Raw genomic sequence first — 17126 nt, 5'->3', positions numbered from 1 at the left:
GGGATCCCCAGTCAAAAGCCTTAGTCTTGCGTGCAATTACCGCAAACGCCCCAAGAGGGCAACGCCGCGCGGTCGCCTTCCCCTCTATTTGGTGGGCTCGGCAGGCCAGTTGTCCCGGATCCAGCGGGTCAGGCTTTCCTCACTGACTTCGCCGGCGGCAAGGGAGAGGATGATCGATGTCGACTGAGCGGGTTCGGGATCGAAAGCGACGCCGTTCTTGAGCAGAAAGCTCATCATGGACATGAAGGCAATGCGCTTATTGCCATCGACGAAGGCGTGATTTTTTGCCAGCCCAAATGCATAGGCTGCCGCAAGCTCAGCCATGTCTGACTGTTCATAGCGCCACTTGTTGACCGGACGCTCAAGCGCGGATCGCAGCATGCCTTCATCGCGCAAGCCGGGTGCTCCCCCGAAGCGGCGCAACTGACGACTATGGATTGCAACGGCCTGCTCGTGGGTGATCCAAAGCGGCTCTTTCGGCTCGCTCATGTGGTGTTCTACTTATTTTGCAAGCGCCGCGAGCGTGTCTCGATACTTGTCCATAATCTGATCGGCGATTTCCATGGTCTTCTCGAAGTCGGGATCGTAGGGCATGGCCTGAAATCCGCCTCCGGCGAGTTCGGTAATGTGCAGTTCCTGACCCCGCTTGAGGTCGAGCCGCTGCATCAATTCACGAGGCAATAAGAGACCGTCGGAATTGCCGATCTTCTTGATTTCGATTTTCATGGTCAGTTCTCCCTCACAAATGGTCCCCGGTTGGCCGGATAATGTCGCGTCCAAACCATCTGGCGGACTAGGTGGTGTGGACACTTATCGCATCCATAAGATGATGGCTGCGAGAGTGATGACGGCAAGGTAATTTCGAGCGGTCTTTTCGAAGCGGGTGGCGACGCGGCGGAATTGCTTGAGCTTGGAGAAGCAGCATTCGACAAGATGGCGCTGGGCATAGAGATGTTTGTCGAGCGGATATTTGAGCGCGCGTGACGGGTTGTTGGGGATGACGGCGAGCGCTCCCTTGGCGGCGATGGCTTCGCGCAAATGATCGGCGTCATAGGCTGTATCGGCCATAACGATCTCGGCGGGCAATCCCTCGATCAATGCGGCGGCTTGCGGTGCATCGCCCTTCTGACCTGCGGTAAGCGTGAAGCGCACCGGACATCCCAGGCCGCGAACGGCCAGATGTATCTTGGTGCTCAGGCCGCCGCGCGAGCGGCCAAGCGCCTGATCTTCAGACCCCCTTTTTTCGCCCCGGCAGCGTGCTGATGCGCCCGGACGACGGTGGAATCGACGATCAGATATTCGAAATCCGGGTCGTCGGACATCGCCTCGAAGATCCGCCACCAAACACCCTTGATGCTCCATCGACTGAAGCGCCGGAACACGCTGTTCCAATCCCCGAACGCTTCCGGAAGATCACGCCAGGGAGAGCCCGTCCGCACGATCCACAGCACACCTTCCACGAACATCCGGTTGTCGCGCCCGGTGGAGCCTTTCTGGTCAGGCCGACCTATAATCAGAGGCGCCATCCGCTCCCAAGCCGCATCGCTCAAAACCAACCGATCCATCACACCCAAGGCCGCCTCCCAAAAAGAAGCCTTGAATCTGATTTGCTCCTAAAAGGGAATCCTTAGAGTCCACACCACCTAGGGGCCAAAACGCTAAAAAGGCGCGTTATACATCTGTATAACACGCCTTTTGGTCCTGTTCAACACTTGTTGTACGAATTATTTATGCCATCCCTTCCAGCTCATCGATCATGCCGGATATCACGGACAGCCCGCCGTCCCAGAATTTCGGGTCCTTGGCGTCGAGGCCGAAGGGCTTGAGCAGTTCGGAATAGTGCTTGGTGCCGCCGGCAGCCAGCATCGCCAGATAGCGCTCGGCAAACCCCTCGGAGGCATTTTCGTAGACCGCATAAAGCGAGTTCACCAGGCAATCGCCGAATGCATAAGCGTAAACGTAGAACGGCGAATGGATGAAGTGCGGGATATACATCCAGAACGTCTCATAGCCCGGCCGGATGTCGATCGCCGGCCCCAGGCTTTCGCCCTGCACACTCAGCCAGATTTCGCCGATCCGCTCCGCGGTCAACTCGCCATTGCGGCGCTCGGTATGGATGGCGCGCTCGAACGAATAGAACGCGATCTGCCGCACCACCGTGTTGATCATGTCCTCGACCTTGCCGGCGAGCAGCGCCTGGCGCTGTTTGGCGCTTTTGGTCTGCGCCAATAGCCGCCTGAAGGTCAGCATTTCCCCGAACACGCTGGCGGTTTCCGCGAGCGTCAGCGGCGTCGGCGCCATCAGCGCGCCGTTCTTGGCCGCCAGCACCTGATGCACGCCGTGGCCGAGCTCATGCGCAAGCGTCATTACATCCCGCGGCTTGCCCTGATAATTCATCAGCACATAAGGATGCGCCGACGGCGTCGTCGGATGCGAGAATGCGCCCGGCGCCTTTCCGGGACGCACCGGCGCATCGATCCAGCGATCGGTGAAAAATCGCTCCGCAATGCTGGCCATCTCGGGCGAGAAACCGCGATAGGCAGTCAGCACCATGTTTCTTGCCTCAGGCCAGGCGATACTTCCGGTGGCGGCAAACGGCAGCGGCGCGTTGCGATCCCAGTGCGCCAGTTTCTTCTTGTTGAACCAGCCCGCCTTGAGCCGATAATAGCGATGCGACAGCCGCGGATAGGCTGCGCGGACGGAAGCAACCAGCGCGTCGACGACCTCGCGTTCGACGCGATTGTTCAGGTGGCGCGAATCCGCGACATCCTGAAAACCGCGCCAGCGATCGGAAATCTCCTTGTCCTTGGCGAGCGTGTTGGTGATGAGCGCAAAGGTCCGCTCATTGGCCTTGAAGGTTTTCGCCAACGCGTGCCCTGCGGCCTTGCGCTTCTCGCCGGCCCGATCCTGCAACAAATTGAGCGTCGGCTCGATGGCGAGCTCGCGCCCCGCGACCTTGAAGCGCAGGCCGGAGATGGTCTGATCGAACAGCCGGTTCCAGGCGGCGTAACCGCTCTGGGACTTCTCATGAAACAGCTGCTCGACGCGATCTTCCAGTTGATACGGCTTGTCCTTGCGCAGATCCTCGATCCACGGGCGATAATGTCCGAGTTCGGGCGTCTGCATCGCGCGGTCGATCGCTGCATCGTCGACGCGGTTGAGCTCCAGCGCGAAGAACAACAAATGGATCGATGCAGCCGTCAGCCGCTCGGACACGTCGCCGTAGAATTTGGATTTTACCGGATCGACACTGTCGCCGGCATGAACCAGACCGGCATAGGATCCGAGCCTTCCTGCGAGATCGTCGATCGCCTCGTAACGCCTAACCGCCTCGGCGAGCCATTTGCCGCCACCTTCTGTCGCAATACTTTCCGCAAGCTTGCCTTTATAATCCGTCTCAAACGCAACGCATTCCGCGTCCATCTTCTCGAGGTCGCGGGTGATTTCCGGCGCGTCGATGCCGGAATAGAGATCGGCCAGGTTCCATTCCGGCAGTTTGCCGGTCTTATTTTTGGCCACGGATTTCTTGATGCTGGGCTTGCGTGGAGCGGACGGCTTGCGGAGGGCGGATGAGGAGCGCGAGGTCATCTGGTTCGAGCCTGTGTGTTCGTTTCGAGTGGAAACGGTCGTGCGAGGGCGCGCCGCCAACCTTTAAGAGGGCGTTAATCGGCTTCGGCGAGAGTGCCCCGATTCGAGACAGATAGTTGTAACGCCCGAGGAAAGCCATGGCTGCCTGTATTTTGATTGCCGATGATGACGCCGTTCAGCGCCGCCTGGTCGAAAACATGGTGCAGAAATGCGGCTATGAGGCGCTGGTCGTCGATAGCGGCGACGCTGTCATCGCCATGCTGACCGCGCCGGATGCGCCAGATATCGACGCCGTCGTGCTCGATCTGGTGATGCCCGGCCTCGACGGCATGGGCGTGCTGGCGAAAATGCGAGAAGCAGGTCTCAACATCCCGGTCGTCGTGCAGACCGCCCATGGCGGCATCGACAATGTCGTTTCGGCGATGCGCGCCGGCGCCCAGGATTTCGTGGTGAAACCGGTCGGCCTGGAACGATTGCAGGTGTCGTTGCGCAATGCGCTCAACACCAGCGCGCTGAAAGGCGAATTGCAGCGCATCAAACACAGCCGCGAAGGCAAGCTGACTTTCGCCGATATCATCACCCGCAGCGAAGCCATGACGGCCGTGCTGCGCACCGCGCAAAAGGCCACCGGCTCCACGATTCCGGTCCTGATCGAAGGCGAATCCGGCGTCGGCAAGGAATTGTTCGCGCGCGCCATTCACGGCAGCGGCGAACGGAAGACAAAGCCGTTCGTGGCCGTCAATTGCGGCGCGATTCCCGATAATCTGGTGGAGTCGATCCTGTTCGGCCACGAGAAGGGAGCCTTCACCGGTGCAACCGAACGCCATACCGGCAAATTCGTCGAAGCCTCCGGCGGCACGCTGTTCCTCGACGAAATCAGCGAACTGCCGCTGAACGCCCAGGTCAAGCTGCTGCGCGCGCTGCAGGAAGGCGCCGTCGAGGCGGTTGGGGGCCGCAAGCCCGTCAAGGTCGACGTCCGCATCATCTCGGCGACCAATCGCAAATTGCTCGACCACGTCAAGAACGGACAGTTTCGCGAGGACCTGTTCTATCGTCTGCACGTGCTGCCGCTGACGATTCCGCCGCTGCGAATGCGGCGTGAAGATATTCCGCATCTGCTGCGGCACTTTCTGGCGCGATTCTGCGCCGAGGAAAATCGCCCCATCACCGGCATCAGCGGCGAGGCCGTGGCGCTGTTGGCGCAACTCGATTGGCCCGGCAACATCCGCCAGCTTGAAAACGCGGTTTATCGGGCCGTGGTGATGAGCGACACCGACCAGCTCGGCATTGCGGATTTTCCGCTGGCCGCGGCACAATCGCTGGCGACCCCGGACGACATGCCAGCCGAGCCGCTGATCATCGGACCCGGTTCGCATTCGACCGCGCCGGCCATGGTATCAGGTAACGAGATACCTATCGCGCCGCCGCTACCATCCGTCGGCATGCTTTCGATGCTGACAAACGCGGGCGAAGTTCGGCCGCTTGAAGAGATGGAAGGCGAAATCATCCGGTTCGCGATCGCGCATTATCGCGGGCAAATGTCCGAGGTCGCACGCCGGTTGAAGATCGGTCGCTCGACGCTCTATCGCAAGCTCGACGAGGCCGCCGCCGACGATGCGGCGCCGCAGCGTACCGACGATGCAAACTGAGGCAGATGAACAATTGCGGCGCTTCGGTGTTGACCGCGTGCAAACACTGAGAGGCCAGGCGGTCCGGAACATTTGAACCGTGGCTTGCCGGTGACAGACAAAGGCAAAGGCTCGTGGCAAAAATGCGCGATCCGTTGCCAAACGGGTGTTGGGAAGTCAGTTTATCGTGAGTTGCCCCGCATGATGCTGGCTGCATGAATGGGGCGCGTATAACGTATCGTCTGCGTATAAATCGTGGCGTGCAGGCGTACTAACTTGAAAGCGATTTGGAGCGATTCAGACGCGAACGATATTCTCGACTGAACACGCCGCCAACCGAGCAGGCCGGCACTTGCGAAAACTGAGACCGATATTCCAACGGCTGTTCCATGGCGGGACAGTTTTCACCCAAGGGGCGCGATGATGCGTGACTGTTCGAAGAGCCGTGCGGGATTCGACCGCGTGCTGATGGCCGTGGCCGCGACCTTCCTGACGGTATCGGCGACCTCGGCAATGGCGCAGCAGGCGGATGGGGCGCGCAACAGCGCCGCCGAGCTTGCGATCGACGCAGCGATCCCGCGACCCGAATCCGCCAACGTCCCGCCCCCGACTGTCAATGACTTCAAACCGGATGCCGCCAAACCGGATGTCACCGCATCGGTGCCCGACGCCGCGAAGGCCCCCGCCCCCGATGCGACAAAGACAGCGGAGAAGCCCGCCGCAACCCCGCCTTCCGCGGTCGCCACCGCTCCGGCCGGCAAGACCGAAGACAGCAAGAACGACGCGGGCAAGACCGACACCGCGACCACGACGCCCGCTGCCACAACGCCTGCTGTCTCGACGCCAGCTACGGCCACCGCGACGCCGGCTGCCGAGCCCGCCACAGAGCCGGTAAAGGCCGCAAGCAATGTCCCGGCAGCGGATCAGCCGGTCGCCGACAAGCTCCGCGACATGCTCTCGGCAAAATCGTCGCATTATTTCGACCGCAAGGCCGAACGGGCTGCGGTCGAGAAATATTACACCGCACATGACTTCGCGCCGCTGTGGACGCAAGGCGGCGCATTGACCGAGCCCGCCAAGGGCGTCATCGCGCGCCTGAAGGGCGCCGCCTCCGACGGCCTGAATGCCGAGGATTACCCGGTGCCGGATTTCACCGCAGCGACCAATCCGGACGCGCTGGCGGAAGCCGACCTGAAACTGACCGCGAGCATGCTGGATTATGCCCGCCAGGCCCAGAGCGGCCGGATGCACTGGTCGCAGGTCAGCGGCGATATCTCCTATCCCGAGCATCCGGTCGATCCATCGGAAGTGCTGGCCAATGTCACCGGCGCCAAGGACGCGTCCGCCGCGCTCGACAGCTATAACCCGCCGCAAAAGCTCTATCGCGAACTCAAGAAGAAGCTCGCAGAATTGCGCGGCCAGGGCGACGGACCGGTGATCCAGGTCGCCGACGGACCGGCGCTTAAATTCACGCCGTCGCGCAGCAAGAAAGAGACCGCGGTCGCGGTGGAAGATCCGCGCGTGCCGCAGCTTCGCACCAAGCTCGGCATCACCGAAAACGCCGGCGACGATCATTACGATGCCAAGGTCGCCGAGGCCGTACGCAAATTCCAGGAAAGCGTCGAGCTCAAGCCCACCGGCATCCTCGACGACAGGACCGTCAAGGCGATCAACAGCCCGAAGCGGGACAAGCAGATCGACACCGTGATCGTCAACATGGAGCGCTGGCGCTGGCTGCCGCGTGACCTCGGCGCGCCGGCGATCGGCGATGCCTATGTCATTCTCAACATCCCCGACTACACGCTGAAGGTGATGCAGCACGGCGCCCAAGTCTGGACCACCAAGGTGGTCACCGGCAAGCCGGGCATTCACGCCACCCCGCTTCTGACCGAGACGATGAAGTACATCACGGTCAACCCGACCTGGAACGTGCCGCCGTCGATCGTCTATGGCGAATATCTGCCGGCGCTACAGCAGGATCCGACCGTGCTGGAGCGAATGGGATTGAGGCTCGAGCACAACCGCGACGGCAGCGTCCACATCTCCCAGCCGCCTGGCGACGGCAACGCGCTCGGCCGCGTCCGCTTCAATTTCCCGAACAAATTCCTGGTGTATCAGCACGACACCCCGGACAAATATCTGTTCGCCAAGGATGAACGCGCCTTCAGCCATGGCTGCATGCGGGTGCAGAATCCGGATCAATACGCCTCGATCCTGCTCAACATCACCGAGCCGAACGAGCATTACACGCCGGAAAAAATCCGCAGCATGTATGGCTCGAGCGAGATCGACCTGAAATTCCCGACCCCGATCCCGGTCAACATCACCTACCAGACGGCGTTCGTCGACGATGCGGGCAAGCTGCAGTTCCGCAAGGACGTCTATGGCCGCGACGGGCTGATGCTGTCCATGCTGCGCAACAGCAAGAACAAGGATATGGAGACCATCGTCGCGCATTCGCAGCCGAGCTATTCGCACCCGGTCGGCAATATTCCGAGCGGCACCAGCTTTGCCAGCGACAACAGCCCCTATTCTTCAGGCCCCTCGTTCTTCGAACGGCTGTTCGGCGGCCCGACCCCTGCTCCCGCGCCGCCGCGCCCGCAGCGCCGAATCTTCACCCGCTGATCAACCTGTCCTCGTTCAGCGGCCGGGCTCCATTTCAACAGCGATATCAATGGTCTCGCCGACCGGGCGAGACCGGTAACGTGAATCATCGTCCACCTCGATCGCGGCACCGGGCTATTTTTCGCCACACTCAATGGGTTAGGTGAACATCTGACTTGGGGGTGGGACGTAAATTTCGGTTAACCCTCCCACCTTAAGACTACGTTCATCGTCTTTTGCCGCTCGGGACGGCAAAGGAATTATTCGATCGGTCTTCTGTGGGTGGGCTCATACGTGCCGGCTGGTTTCGCACGCCATTTCAACTCGCTGTCGTTGACGAAGGCTGGATATCGGGCCGGATATTGTCTTGGCCTGACTTCATTGTTGCTGTTCGCAGGAGCCGGCTCGGTCCATGACGCGGCAGCTACGAACGAAACCCGCACCCTTTCGTTCCACCATACCCATTCCAATGAAGATCTCACCGTCACGTTCAAGCGTGACGGTCGCTACGACGAAGAAGCGCTGAAGCAGCTCAATCATTACCTCCGCGACTGGCGCACCCAGGACCAGACCGTGATGGATCGTCATCTGTTCGACATCCTCTGGGAAGTCTACCGCGACGTCGACGCCAGGAAGCCGATCCAGATCGTTTCCGCCTACCGCGCTCCCGCCACCAACGCCATGCTCCGCCGCCGTTCATCCGGCGTCGCCCGCTTCAGCCAGCACATGCTCGGCCACGCCATGGATTTCTACATTCCGGACGTGCCGCTCGAGCAGATCCGTTACGCCGGGCTTCGCCTGCAGCGTGGCGGCGTCGGATTCTATCCGACATCGGGATCGCCTTTCGTTCATCTCGATACCGGCAGCATCCGTCACTGGCCGCGCATGAACCACGATCAGCTCGCCAAGGTATTCCCCGATGGCCGCACCGTGCATGTCCCGACCGATGGCGTTCCGCTGAAGGGATATGAACTCGCCCGCGCCGATATCGAGAAACGCGACGGCGACGATCGCGCAATGACGCGAAGCAGCCCAAGCCTGTGGGCCAAATTGTTCAAGGGCAAATCGAACGACGACGAGGATGAGGGTGCGAGCGCGAGCACTCCAGCGCCGGCCGTCATACAGGTCGCCGACGCGACGCCCGCCAAATCTGCCGATAAGTCCGCGGACCTCGTCCCGACGCCGCGCTCGAAGCCGCGGATGGTCTCGGCGTTCCAATTGGCCTCGGCCGATGCGCAACTCGTCCAGCCCGGCAAACCACGGCCGGCCGAGCAGACCTCTGCTGATAACAGCGATGCGAAACCGCAAACGCCGGCCGACATCATCAATGCCCGCGGCTTCTGGGGCGATACGCCCGCGGCTGCGAAACAGGCAACGCCCGAGCAGATCGCCGCCATCAAGGCGCGCCAGGCGGTGACGTCAGCCGATACACAATCGACCGCTAGTATTTCCGCCGCGTTCCAGGCGCTGGCCTACGCACCGGTCGCCAACTCACCGGTTGACCGCTCCAAAATCGTTGCAGCCAGCGCGCCGATCCCCCGCGGCAGCCGGCCGGCTCCCCGCGACGCCGGGGCCCCCGCGACCGAGATCAACACCATTGCCGCCAAGGGACCGCAGGGTCAGGACAGCGTGATCGCGACATCAACGCGGATTGCCGCGGCCAAGGGTAATGACACTTGGCTGCGTGTGATCATGCTGGCGCCGAGCGCGAGCAGTTCGATGTTCACGACGGTGCTCGGCGATACCAACATGACGCTGATGCGGGATTACTTCGTCAAGCCGCAGGCCGCGGTCGCGATGAGCTTCTCGGACGATCCGCAGATGGGACTGCTCAGCGAGCACTTCACGGGATCGACGACCGCCCGGCTGGTGACGACATCCTTTGTGACGCAGACTGCATCGCTGCATTAAGCTCGGCTTAGAGCATCAGCTTTCCACGGCCATGACAGCGTCCTCGCGAAAGCGAGGATCGACAATCACCCGCCTTGTCGACTGGCTCGACGCTCGCCCGCGATTCCGTTCAGCGACGGTGGTGATAAATCCCGGTGCGCCGTTGCGCTTGGCCGGGACGACGAGAGACGAGATTTACGAAACTAACGTCTCAGATCATTCCCAACGCCTGCATATACGTCTCCAGGATCGTCTCGGCTTCGGCCCGCTCATTGGGATCCTGCTTGCGCAGCCGCACGATGGCACGCAGCGCCTTGACGTCGAAGCCGTTGCCTTTGCTCTCCGCATAGACGTCGCGGATGTCGTCCGAGATCGTCTTCTTTTCTTCTTCCAGCCGCTCGATGCGTTCGATGATGGACTTGAGCTGGTCCTTTGCGAACTTTGTCGCGGGCTCTTCCGTGACGGCGGCAGCAGAGGTGGCCATCGGATACTCCTGAAGTGAACTGATGGGTGAGGGATGGACGTGCACGCCTTGCGCGCACCCAGATCTGGAAATGACCCTCAAGTTTGGGACGGCTTACGTCAAGGAAACATCGCGTTCATCCACAGCGCGCCCACAGGAGAAAGAAAGCGACTTGACGCCGCCATTGTGAATCAGGCGCCGACATGCATCTGATGACCGGCGCCGCGATGCAATCCAGAGCCACGATCGAGCCTCGACTGCTTCGTCGCTTGGCGCCTCACAATAACGAAAAAAGTCGGGTCAGTGCCCGCTTGGGATCTTGTTCATCTCCGCCAACTGTTCGGGACTGGCGGTGCCCTGAAACTTTGACTTCCAGGTTTCATAGGGCATGCCGTAGACCGCTTCGCGGCTCTCGTCCTTGCTCAGCTCGGCGCCTTTGGCGTCGGCTTCCTCCTTGAGCCAGTTGGACAGGCAGTTGCGGCAGAAGCCCGCCAGATTCATCAGGTCGATGTTCTGGACGTCATTGCGCGATCGCAGATGCTCGACGAGACGCCGGAAAACCGCAGCTTCAAGTTCTGTTCTGGTTTTGTCATCAATCGCCATATCGTTATCTCGCCGTTTCACGTAAAGGATACTGGATATTAAGTGGGCGCTGTCACAGATTTTGCCATATCGCGGCGCAAACAGGGTTCCAACAGGCGGAATTCTGGCCGACGATTGCCATCCGACCGTTGACAGTGCCTGCCGGCTCACGCGAAATCGTCAAAGAACTGATATAGCTTCGCTCAATGGTTGCTGAAACTCCCCAACAGACCCCTCCATCCGTTCGTGTGACCGCCGGTTTGATACCCGGGCTGGCGCTGGCGATCAGCTGTTTGTGGAACAGTTCGGCCGCGGCCGACTTTCGTCTCTGCAACAACACCTCCAGCCGGGTAGGTGTGGCGTTGGGCTACAAGGATGCCGAGGGATGGACCACCGAGGGTTGGTGGAACGTGTCTTCGCGCAGCTGCGAGACCCTGCTGAAAGGCACGCTGATCGCGCGCTATTACTACATTTACGCGCTCGATTATGACCGCGGCGGTGAATGGTCGGGACAGGCCTTCATGTGCTCGCGCGACAAGGAATTCACCATCAAGGGCACTGATAATTGCCTGGCGCGCGGCTTCGACCGCACCGGCTTCTTCGAGGTCGACACCGGCGAACAGCGCGCCTGGACCGTGCAGCTGACCGAATCCAGTGAACAGCAGCCCGCGCAACGGGTGCCGGGGATGCCGGGAACGGTCGATCCGAATGCACCCGGTGGGATCCCGGGCGTCACCAATCCGCAGGGTGGAACACCCGGCCTGCCCAATGCGCCGGGCGGAACGCCTCCGGGCGCGTCTGGTCCGCCGCCAGCCGTTACGCCCGGAAGCAAGCCATGAGACGTCTGCGTCGTATCAAAATTCTCGCAACCCTTGGCCCGGCATCGTCCGACAGCGCCATGATCCGGCGGCTGTTCGAAGCCGGCGCCGATGTGTTCCGCATCAATATGAGCCACACCTCGCACGACAAGATGCGCGAGCTGGTCAAGACCATTCGCAACGTCGAGAGCAGCTACGGCCGCCCGATCGGTATTCTGGTCGATCTTCAGGGGCCGAAGCTGCGTGTGGGCTCGTTCGCCGAAGGCGCGATCCAGCTCAAGAACGGCGAAAGCTTCGTGCTGGATTCCGATAAGGCGCCCGGCGACAACACCCGCGTCCAGCTTCCGCATCCGGAGATTCTCGCGGCCCTCAAGCCGGGGCATGCGCTGCTGCTCGACGACGGCAAGGTACGCCTGATCGTCGAGGAAACGTCACCCGATCGCGCCGTCACCCGTGTCGTGATCGGCGGCAGGATGTCGGACCGCAAGGGCGTCAGCCTGCCCGACACCGACCTGCCGGTATCCGCGATGACGCCGAAGGATCGCGCGGACCTTGAAGCGGCGCTGGTCACCGGCGTCGACTGGATCGCGCTGTCCTTTGTGCAGCGCGCCGAAGACGTCATCGAGGCCAAGAAACTGATCCGCGGCCGCGCCGCCGTGATGTCCAAGATCGAAAAGCCGCAGGCGATCGATCGGCTTCCCGAAATCCTGGAGGCCTCCGACGCATTGATGGTGGCGCGCGGAGATCTCGGCGTCGAACTGCCGCTGGAGCGGGTGCCAAGCCTGCAGAAGCAGATGACGCGGCTGGCGCGGCGCGCCGGCAAGCCGGTGGTGGTCGCAACCCAGATGCTGGAATCGATGATCCAGAGCCCGGTGCCGACGCGCGCCGAGGTCTCCGACGTCGCGACCGCCGTCTATGAAGGCGCCGACGCGATCATGCTGTCGGCAGAGTCCGCTGCCGGAAAATTTCCTGTCGAAGCGGTGTCGACGATGAATCGCATCGGCGAGGAAGTGGAGCGCGACCCGACCTATCGCGGCGTGCTGAATGCGCAACGCGCCGAGCCGGAGCCGACCGTCGGCGACGCCATCGCCGATGCCGCGCGGCAGATTGCCGAAACGCTCGATCTGTCCGCGATCATCTGCTGGACCGATTCAGGATCGACCGCGTTGCGCGTCGCGCGCGAACGGCCGAAGCCGCCGGTGGTGGCGATCACGCCCAATCTCGTCACCGGACGCAAATTGTCGGTGGTCTGGGGCGTGCACTGCGTGGTTGCGGAGGACGCCCAGGATCAGGACGACATGGTCAACCGTGCCGGCTCGATTGCGTTCCGGGATGGTTTTGCCCGAGCCGGACAGCGCGTCATCATCGTCGCCGGCGTGCCGCTTGGCACGCCCGGCACGACCAACATGGTGCGCATCGCCTATGTCGGCCCGGAGAGCGACGCGGATATGTGACGGCACGTCATTCCGGGGCGCGTCGAAGACGCGAACCCGGAATCTCGCTCAGCCACTTTTGGACTCCCCGATGTGCATCGCGCATCCGAGGCCCGGTGGCTAACGCACCATCCCGCAATGACCGCAACTAAACGAGCGTTGCGTCCAGCGTGATCTTGGTGTTGAGCACTTTCGACACCGGACAGCCGGCCTTGGCCATAGCGGTCAGCTCGTCGAATTTCGCCTTGTCCGCGCCCGGAATCTTCGCGGTCAATGTCAGGTGCACCGAGGTGATGGCAAAGCCATCGCCGACCTTCTCGAGCGTGACGTCCGCCTTGGTCTCCATATGCTCGGCCGTGAGCTTGGCTTCGCCTAATATCAGCGACAGCGCCATGGTGAAACAGGCGGCATGCGCCGCGCCGATCAATTCTTCCGGATTCGAGCCCGGCTTGCCTTCGAAGCGGCTGGCGAAGCCATAGGGGTAATCGTTCAGCGCGCCGCTCTTGGTCGAGATCGCGCCCTTGCCGTCCTTGATACCGCCCTGCCATTTGGCGGATCCTGATGTCGTTGGCATATGTCGCTCCTTGCATCGCTGGTTGGGTCGCCGGTTGCACGGCGGACTGCCCCATCCTAACCGGACGGTTGCGGCAAACCGATGTCGCGACGATCGGCTCTGTTAGGCGCCGACCAGTGCTTTTGCCGGCAGCACCGCCTGCACCACGAGGCCGCGGGCGCGGGCATCCATCACGCCGACGGCGCGCAAGGCCAGTAGCGTGACGGTCTGGACCGCGTCGCGCAATTTGGCAGGATCTTCCATATTGTCCGGCGCCAATGGCCCCACCAGCGCTTCATGCAGCGCGCCAAGCAGCGCGGTCGCGGCCAGTGCGGTGTCCTGCGCCGGAAGATGGCCGGCGCGGACCGCGGCCTCGATCCGCGTCGCGATCTCGCCGGCGATCTCGCGGCGGCTCGCCAGCCGCGACGCGGTTACATCGACATCGACAGGCTCGGCCAGGATGCCCCATGCGAGCTTGCGCTGCGACAGCACGTGCACGGCGACCGTGGTGACGGCCGCCGCCAGCGCCGATGACGGTCCGGGGGCTGCATCCGCGGCGCGGCGGATCGCGGCCAGCTCATCGCGCGAGACATCGGCGATCAGTTCGGAAATCAGATCCGCCTTGGAAGGAAAGTAGCGGTAGACCGTGCCGGCGGCGACATTGGCCCGGACCGCGACCGGCGCGATCTGCACCGCCGCCATGCCCCCGTCCGCCGCAGCGTGCCGCGCGGCCGCCAGAATGGCGCTGCGCCTCGCCGCGAGACGCTTTACCACCTGATGGGTTCGCCGATAGACCATGAAGCGCTTCTCGTCCCTGCGCGCACCAGGCCGTCTGGATCCGGCCGTGCAGCACCGTCTTGATTTTGGCGATTTAGAACAAACCGCTACGAAGAAGTGAACAACTATTCAGGACGAATGACAAGATGATTTGCGGCCGCTGCAGACAGATTTGCAGGACGGGCCTCGATACCCGCAAAATGGAAGCGAAATCGCCTTGCCGGGCCAGACCCGCGCGATCAAGGCATCAGCCGCATGGCCCTTCAGGAAACTACTGCGCGGGACTTTCCGTCGGTCAGGCTGATGTGGCGTGGCGAGGCTGCAATGCCGCACTGGCGCGCCACAGCCCGCAGCGGCCCGCGATCAATCCCGCGACGATGAGCGTCGCCGCAAAGCCGGTCGGGGCGCCGACCAGCGGATAAAACATCAGAAGCGCTGCCGCCAGTCCGAGGGCCGGCAATTCAAACCGCCGGAAGCCCTGATTGAGTCCGATCCGGACCAGGAACGCCACCGCGATCGCCAGCACCATGAGGTCGTAGAGAAACAGATAGGGCGTGATCAGCAGCGTGCCCGCCGCGAGCGCCGCGGCCTTCAGCGGATAGCTGATACGGCTGCGCCACATCAGCGCCAACAGCACCGCAACCGTGCCGCTCATGATCCACTGGAATATCCACGCCAACTGTTCGGTGCCGCCGAAATATCGAACCAGCGCGAAAATACTTTGCATCTTGCCCCAGGGGGCGCGGCCTTCGGTGAGGAAGGCTTGCGAGAACATCGGGATCCAGTGAAAGAACGCCTGCCAGGTTTCGGTGCCGAAGGCGAGCCACGACACCAGTGCCATCGTGGCCGCAACGACGCCGGCGGTAAAGAACACCGTCCACTGCGAGGCCGCGATCAGCACCAGGGGAAACAACAGCCCGTATTGCGGCTTGTAGCTCAGCAGCCCGAGGCAGATGCCTGACAGCACCGGCCGCACCGGCATCAGATAAAGCACGCCACCGATCAGCGACGCCGTGAGGAAACCATTCTGCCCAACCAGCGTGTTGGTAAGCACCACCGGAAACGCCGCCGCGAGCAGCCAGCCGAACGGCCGTCCCACGATCGCGCGCATCACCGCAAGATAGGGCACAAGACTTGTCGCGGCCCAGCCGATGAAGGCGACCGCGTAAGGAAAATGCGCCAGCACGGCTGCGACGAACAAAAACGGCGGCGGATAGTGCCAGGCGAAGTTGCCGTCATAGCTCTGGCCGAGCACCGCGACCTGAACCTGTTTCTCGATACCCCAATCATAGGCCAAGGCGGGATGGCCCTCGAGCACCAGCTTTCCGGCCGCCCAGACGTTGACGAAATCGGTCGGGATGCCGAGGCCGTTTTCGTCAAAAATCCACCCATGGGCGAAGAATGCCGAGGGGAAGAATACCGTATTGATGACGAACAGCACGAAGCATGTATTGAGCAGCACCGCAGGAATCGTGCCGTGAACAGCAGAAACCGTCGGGGCAGACGCGGTCGTGGCCATGCGGAATCCTTTGCGCGTGCCACAAGCGGCTCAGACAACGCGCCTCTTCCATCATTAAGGCCGATAGGCTTGAGGAAATCTTAAGCTTTGGTCTCCTCGCGCTGTGATTTTCGTGGCGAAAGGACCTGATTTCGACGACAGTCCGGCCGCAAATTGATGACCGCCCGCGACGAGGCGGAATCGGGAGGACGCGATGCTCAAGGGCTGGACACGGCGGTCGGTACTGTCGGGCGCGGCGGTGGTGGGATCGGCGCTGATCGTCAGGCCGACGCTCGCGGCCGAATACAGGTTTTCGCAATATCACAATCAGGCCGCGAGCGGAACGCTGCACAAGAACCTCACCGCGATGTGGGAGGCTGTGCGCGCCGAGACCAATGGCCGGGTCGAGACCACGGTTTATGCCGAGAACAACAAGCTGCCGGGCGGCGATCCCGATGCGCTGAAGATGCTGATCGCAGGCGAGATCCAGTTCTTCACCTTGATGGGCGGCATCATCGGCACGGTGGTGCCGGCAGCCGAAGCGCAGCAATTGCCGTTCGCGTTCAAGTCAGCAGCCGAAGCCCACAAGACGATCGACGGTCCGCTCGGTACCTATATCGGCGAGGAGATGGCGGCCAAGGGCATGTATCTGTTTCCGGTTGCTGGCTTCGACAACGGCATGCGGCAGGTCGCGGCGATCCCGCGCGCGGTCACGACGCCCGAGGATTTCGCCGGCATGAAAATCAGGGTGCCACCCGGGCAGATGATGATCGACACGTTTGGCGCGTTCGGCGCCCAGCCGGTGACGACATCCGCCAACCAGATTTACGATGCGCTGAAAACCGGCAAGGTCGACGCGCAGGAAAATCCGCTGGCGATCCTGGAGGGTTTCAAGCTCTACGAACTGGTGAAGTATGTCAACATGACCAATCACATGTGGTCCGGCTTCAACGCGATGGCCAACCTCACAGTCTGGAAGTCGCTGCCGCCGGATATCAAGGACGTGATCGAGCGCAATTTCACCAAATATGTCCGCCGGCAACGCCAGGATCAGGCGGCGCTGAATGCGAAGCTGCGCGACGATTTCGTCAAGCGCGGGCTGGTGTTCAACGAAGTCGATCAGGCAGCTTTCCGCGCAAAACTTCCCGGCGTGTATGCGATCTGGAAGGAAAAGCTCGGCACGAAATGCTGGGCGCTGATGGAGACCGAGGTCGGCAAGCTGGGCTGACAGCTGCCGTTATTCCGGCATCGCGCGCAGCGCGAGAGCCGGAATCTCGAGATTCCCCGATGTG

At 61.9% G+C, this 17126-nt stretch carries 14 protein-coding genes and 1 pseudogene; 6 read left to right on the top strand and 9 right to left on the bottom strand.

The window, feature by feature from the left end:
- Window positions 1-84 precede the first annotated feature (84 nt).
- From BLV09_RS29490 to BLV09_RS29475, 4 genes and pseudogenes are all read right to left on the bottom strand, one after another.
- Window positions 85-489 carry a type II toxin-antitoxin system death-on-curing family toxin gene (locus BLV09_RS29490; protein WP_146689899.1) on the bottom strand — a complete coding sequence of 135 codons (405 nt, stop codon included), beginning with the start codon at window positions 487-489 and terminating at the stop codon, window positions 85-87.
- Between the two features lie 12 nt (window positions 490-501).
- Window positions 502-726 (bottom strand): AbrB family transcriptional regulator, encoded by a 225-nt coding sequence (locus BLV09_RS29485; protein ID WP_100385676.1) that lies wholly within the window; start codon window positions 724-726, stop codon window positions 502-504.
- Window positions 727-810: 84 nt separating this feature from the next.
- Window positions 811-1526, bottom strand: a pseudogene (locus BLV09_RS29480) (IS5 family transposase).
- Window positions 1527-1728: 202 nt separating this feature from the next.
- Complete coding sequence (locus BLV09_RS29475) at window positions 1729-3588, bottom strand: M3 family oligoendopeptidase (protein WP_146689898.1); 1860 nt, start codon at window positions 3586-3588, stop codon at window positions 1729-1731.
- Window positions 3589-3725: 137 nt separating this feature from the next.
- Here BLV09_RS29475 and BLV09_RS29470 point away from each other — a divergent pair, with 137 nt between their 5' ends.
- The 3 genes from BLV09_RS29470 (at window position 3726) to BLV09_RS29460 (ending at window position 9731) form a co-directional block, all read left to right on the top strand.
- A complete protein-coding gene (locus BLV09_RS29470; RefSeq protein WP_146689897.1) occupies window positions 3726-5237 on the top strand; it encodes a sigma-54-dependent transcriptional regulator in 1512 nt (503 codons plus the stop codon).
- Window positions 5238-5639: 402 nt separating this feature from the next.
- Complete coding sequence (locus BLV09_RS29465) at window positions 5640-7841, top strand: L,D-transpeptidase family protein (RefSeq protein ID WP_146691356.1); 2202 nt, start codon at window positions 5640-5642, stop codon at window positions 7839-7841.
- A gap of 273 nt (window positions 7842-8114) precedes the next feature.
- Window positions 8115-9731: a DUF882 domain-containing protein gene (locus BLV09_RS29460; protein WP_244548845.1), complete on the top strand. Its 1617-nt coding sequence runs from the start codon at window positions 8115-8117 to the stop codon at window positions 9729-9731.
- A gap of 190 nt (window positions 9732-9921) precedes the next feature.
- Here the strand turns inward: BLV09_RS29460 and BLV09_RS29455 are convergent, their stop codons facing one another.
- Window positions 9922-10194 carry a DUF2312 domain-containing protein gene (locus tag BLV09_RS29455; protein WP_100385672.1) on the bottom strand — a complete coding sequence of 91 codons (273 nt, stop codon included), beginning with the start codon at window positions 10192-10194 and terminating at the stop codon, window positions 9922-9924.
- Window positions 10195-10473: 279 nt separating this feature from the next.
- Complete coding sequence (locus BLV09_RS29450) at window positions 10474-10776, bottom strand: DUF1244 domain-containing protein (RefSeq protein WP_146689895.1); 303 nt, start codon at window positions 10774-10776, stop codon at window positions 10474-10476.
- A 185-nt stretch (window positions 10777-10961) separates the two neighbouring features.
- On the opposite strand from BLV09_RS29450, the gene BLV09_RS29445 reads away from it, so the two are divergent.
- Together BLV09_RS29445 and pyk are read left to right on the top strand one after the other, a co-directional pair.
- Entirely contained in the window at window positions 10962-11594 is a 633-nt protein-coding gene (locus tag BLV09_RS29445) for a DUF1036 domain-containing protein (RefSeq protein WP_100385670.1), read from the top strand.
- The gene (gene pyk, locus BLV09_RS29440; RefSeq protein ID WP_100385669.1) at window positions 11591-13027 is read left to right on the top strand and encodes a pyruvate kinase; all 1437 of its coding nucleotides are present in this window, start codon (window positions 11591-11593) and stop codon (window positions 13025-13027) included. Before BLV09_RS29445 ends, pyk begins: the two co-directional genes overlap by 4 nt.
- A gap of 127 nt (window positions 13028-13154) precedes the next feature.
- Here the strand turns inward: pyk and BLV09_RS29435 are convergent, their stop codons facing one another.
- From BLV09_RS29435 to BLV09_RS29425, 3 genes are all read right to left on the bottom strand, one after another.
- A complete protein-coding gene (locus BLV09_RS29435) occupies window positions 13155-13580 on the bottom strand; it encodes an OsmC family protein (protein WP_100385668.1) in 426 nt (141 codons plus the stop codon).
- A 102-nt stretch (window positions 13581-13682) separates the two neighbouring features.
- The gene (locus BLV09_RS29430) at window positions 13683-14357 is read right to left on the bottom strand and encodes a TetR/AcrR family transcriptional regulator (protein WP_100385667.1); all 675 of its coding nucleotides are present in this window, start codon (window positions 14355-14357) and stop codon (window positions 13683-13685) included.
- Between the two features lie 274 nt (window positions 14358-14631).
- Window positions 14632-15855 (bottom strand): glycosyltransferase family 87 protein, encoded by a 1224-nt coding sequence (locus BLV09_RS29425; protein WP_146689894.1) that lies wholly within the window; start codon window positions 15853-15855, stop codon window positions 14632-14634.
- A 193-nt stretch (window positions 15856-16048) separates the two neighbouring features.
- On the opposite strand from BLV09_RS29425, the gene BLV09_RS29420 reads away from it, so the two are divergent.
- Window positions 16049-17062, top strand: coding sequence for a TRAP transporter substrate-binding protein (locus tag BLV09_RS29420; RefSeq protein WP_146689893.1), 1014 nt, complete (start codon window positions 16049-16051; stop codon window positions 17060-17062).
- The last annotated feature ends 64 nt before the right edge of the window (window positions 17063-17126 follow it).

Source organism: Bradyrhizobium canariense, assembly GCF_900105125.1.
GTDB lineage: Bacteria > Pseudomonadota > Alphaproteobacteria > Rhizobiales > Xanthobacteraceae > Bradyrhizobium > Bradyrhizobium canariense_A.
The sequence above is the reverse complement of the archived record's forward strand: the minus strand, read 5'-3'. Positions and strand labels throughout refer to the sequence as shown.

Bases quoted from the DNA above. Each gene is read 5' to 3' on its own strand.
- BLV09_RS29490 (WP_146689899.1), bottom strand. From the start codon at position 489: ATGAGCGAGCCGAAAGAGCCGCTTTGGATCACCCACGAGCAGGCCGTT.
- BLV09_RS29485 (WP_100385676.1), bottom strand. From the start codon at position 726: ATGAAAATCGAAATCAAGAAGATCGGCAATTCCGACGGTCTCTTATTG.
- BLV09_RS29475 (WP_146689898.1), bottom strand. From the start codon at position 3,588: ATGACCTCGCGCTCCTCATCCGCCCTCCGCAAGCCGTCCGCTCCACGC.
- BLV09_RS29470 (WP_146689897.1), top strand. From the start codon at position 3,726: ATGGCTGCCTGTATTTTGATTGCCGATGATGACGCCGTTCAGCGCCGC.
- BLV09_RS29465 (WP_146691356.1), top strand. From the start codon at position 5,640: ATGCGTGACTGTTCGAAGAGCCGTGCGGGATTCGACCGCGTGCTGATG.
- BLV09_RS29455 (WP_100385672.1), bottom strand. From the start codon at position 10,194: ATGGCCACCTCTGCTGCCGCCGTCACGGAAGAGCCCGCGACAAAGTTC.
- BLV09_RS29450 (WP_146689895.1), bottom strand. From the start codon at position 10,776: ATGGCGATTGATGACAAAACCAGAACAGAACTTGAAGCTGCGGTTTTC.
- BLV09_RS29445 (WP_100385670.1), top strand. From the start codon at position 10,962: ATGGTTGCTGAAACTCCCCAACAGACCCCTCCATCCGTTCGTGTGACC.
- pyk (WP_100385669.1), top strand. From the start codon at position 11,591: ATGAGACGTCTGCGTCGTATCAAAATTCTCGCAACCCTTGGCCCGGCA.
- BLV09_RS29435 (WP_100385668.1), bottom strand. From the start codon at position 13,580: ATGCCAACGACATCAGGATCCGCCAAATGGCAGGGCGGTATCAAGGAC.
- BLV09_RS29430 (WP_100385667.1), bottom strand. From the start codon at position 14,357: ATGGTCTATCGGCGAACCCATCAGGTGGTAAAGCGTCTCGCGGCGAGG.
- BLV09_RS29425 (WP_146689894.1), bottom strand. From the start codon at position 15,855: ATGGCCACGACCGCGTCTGCCCCGACGGTTTCTGCTGTTCACGGCACG.
- BLV09_RS29420 (WP_146689893.1), top strand. From the start codon at position 16,049: ATGCTCAAGGGCTGGACACGGCGGTCGGTACTGTCGGGCGCGGCGGTG.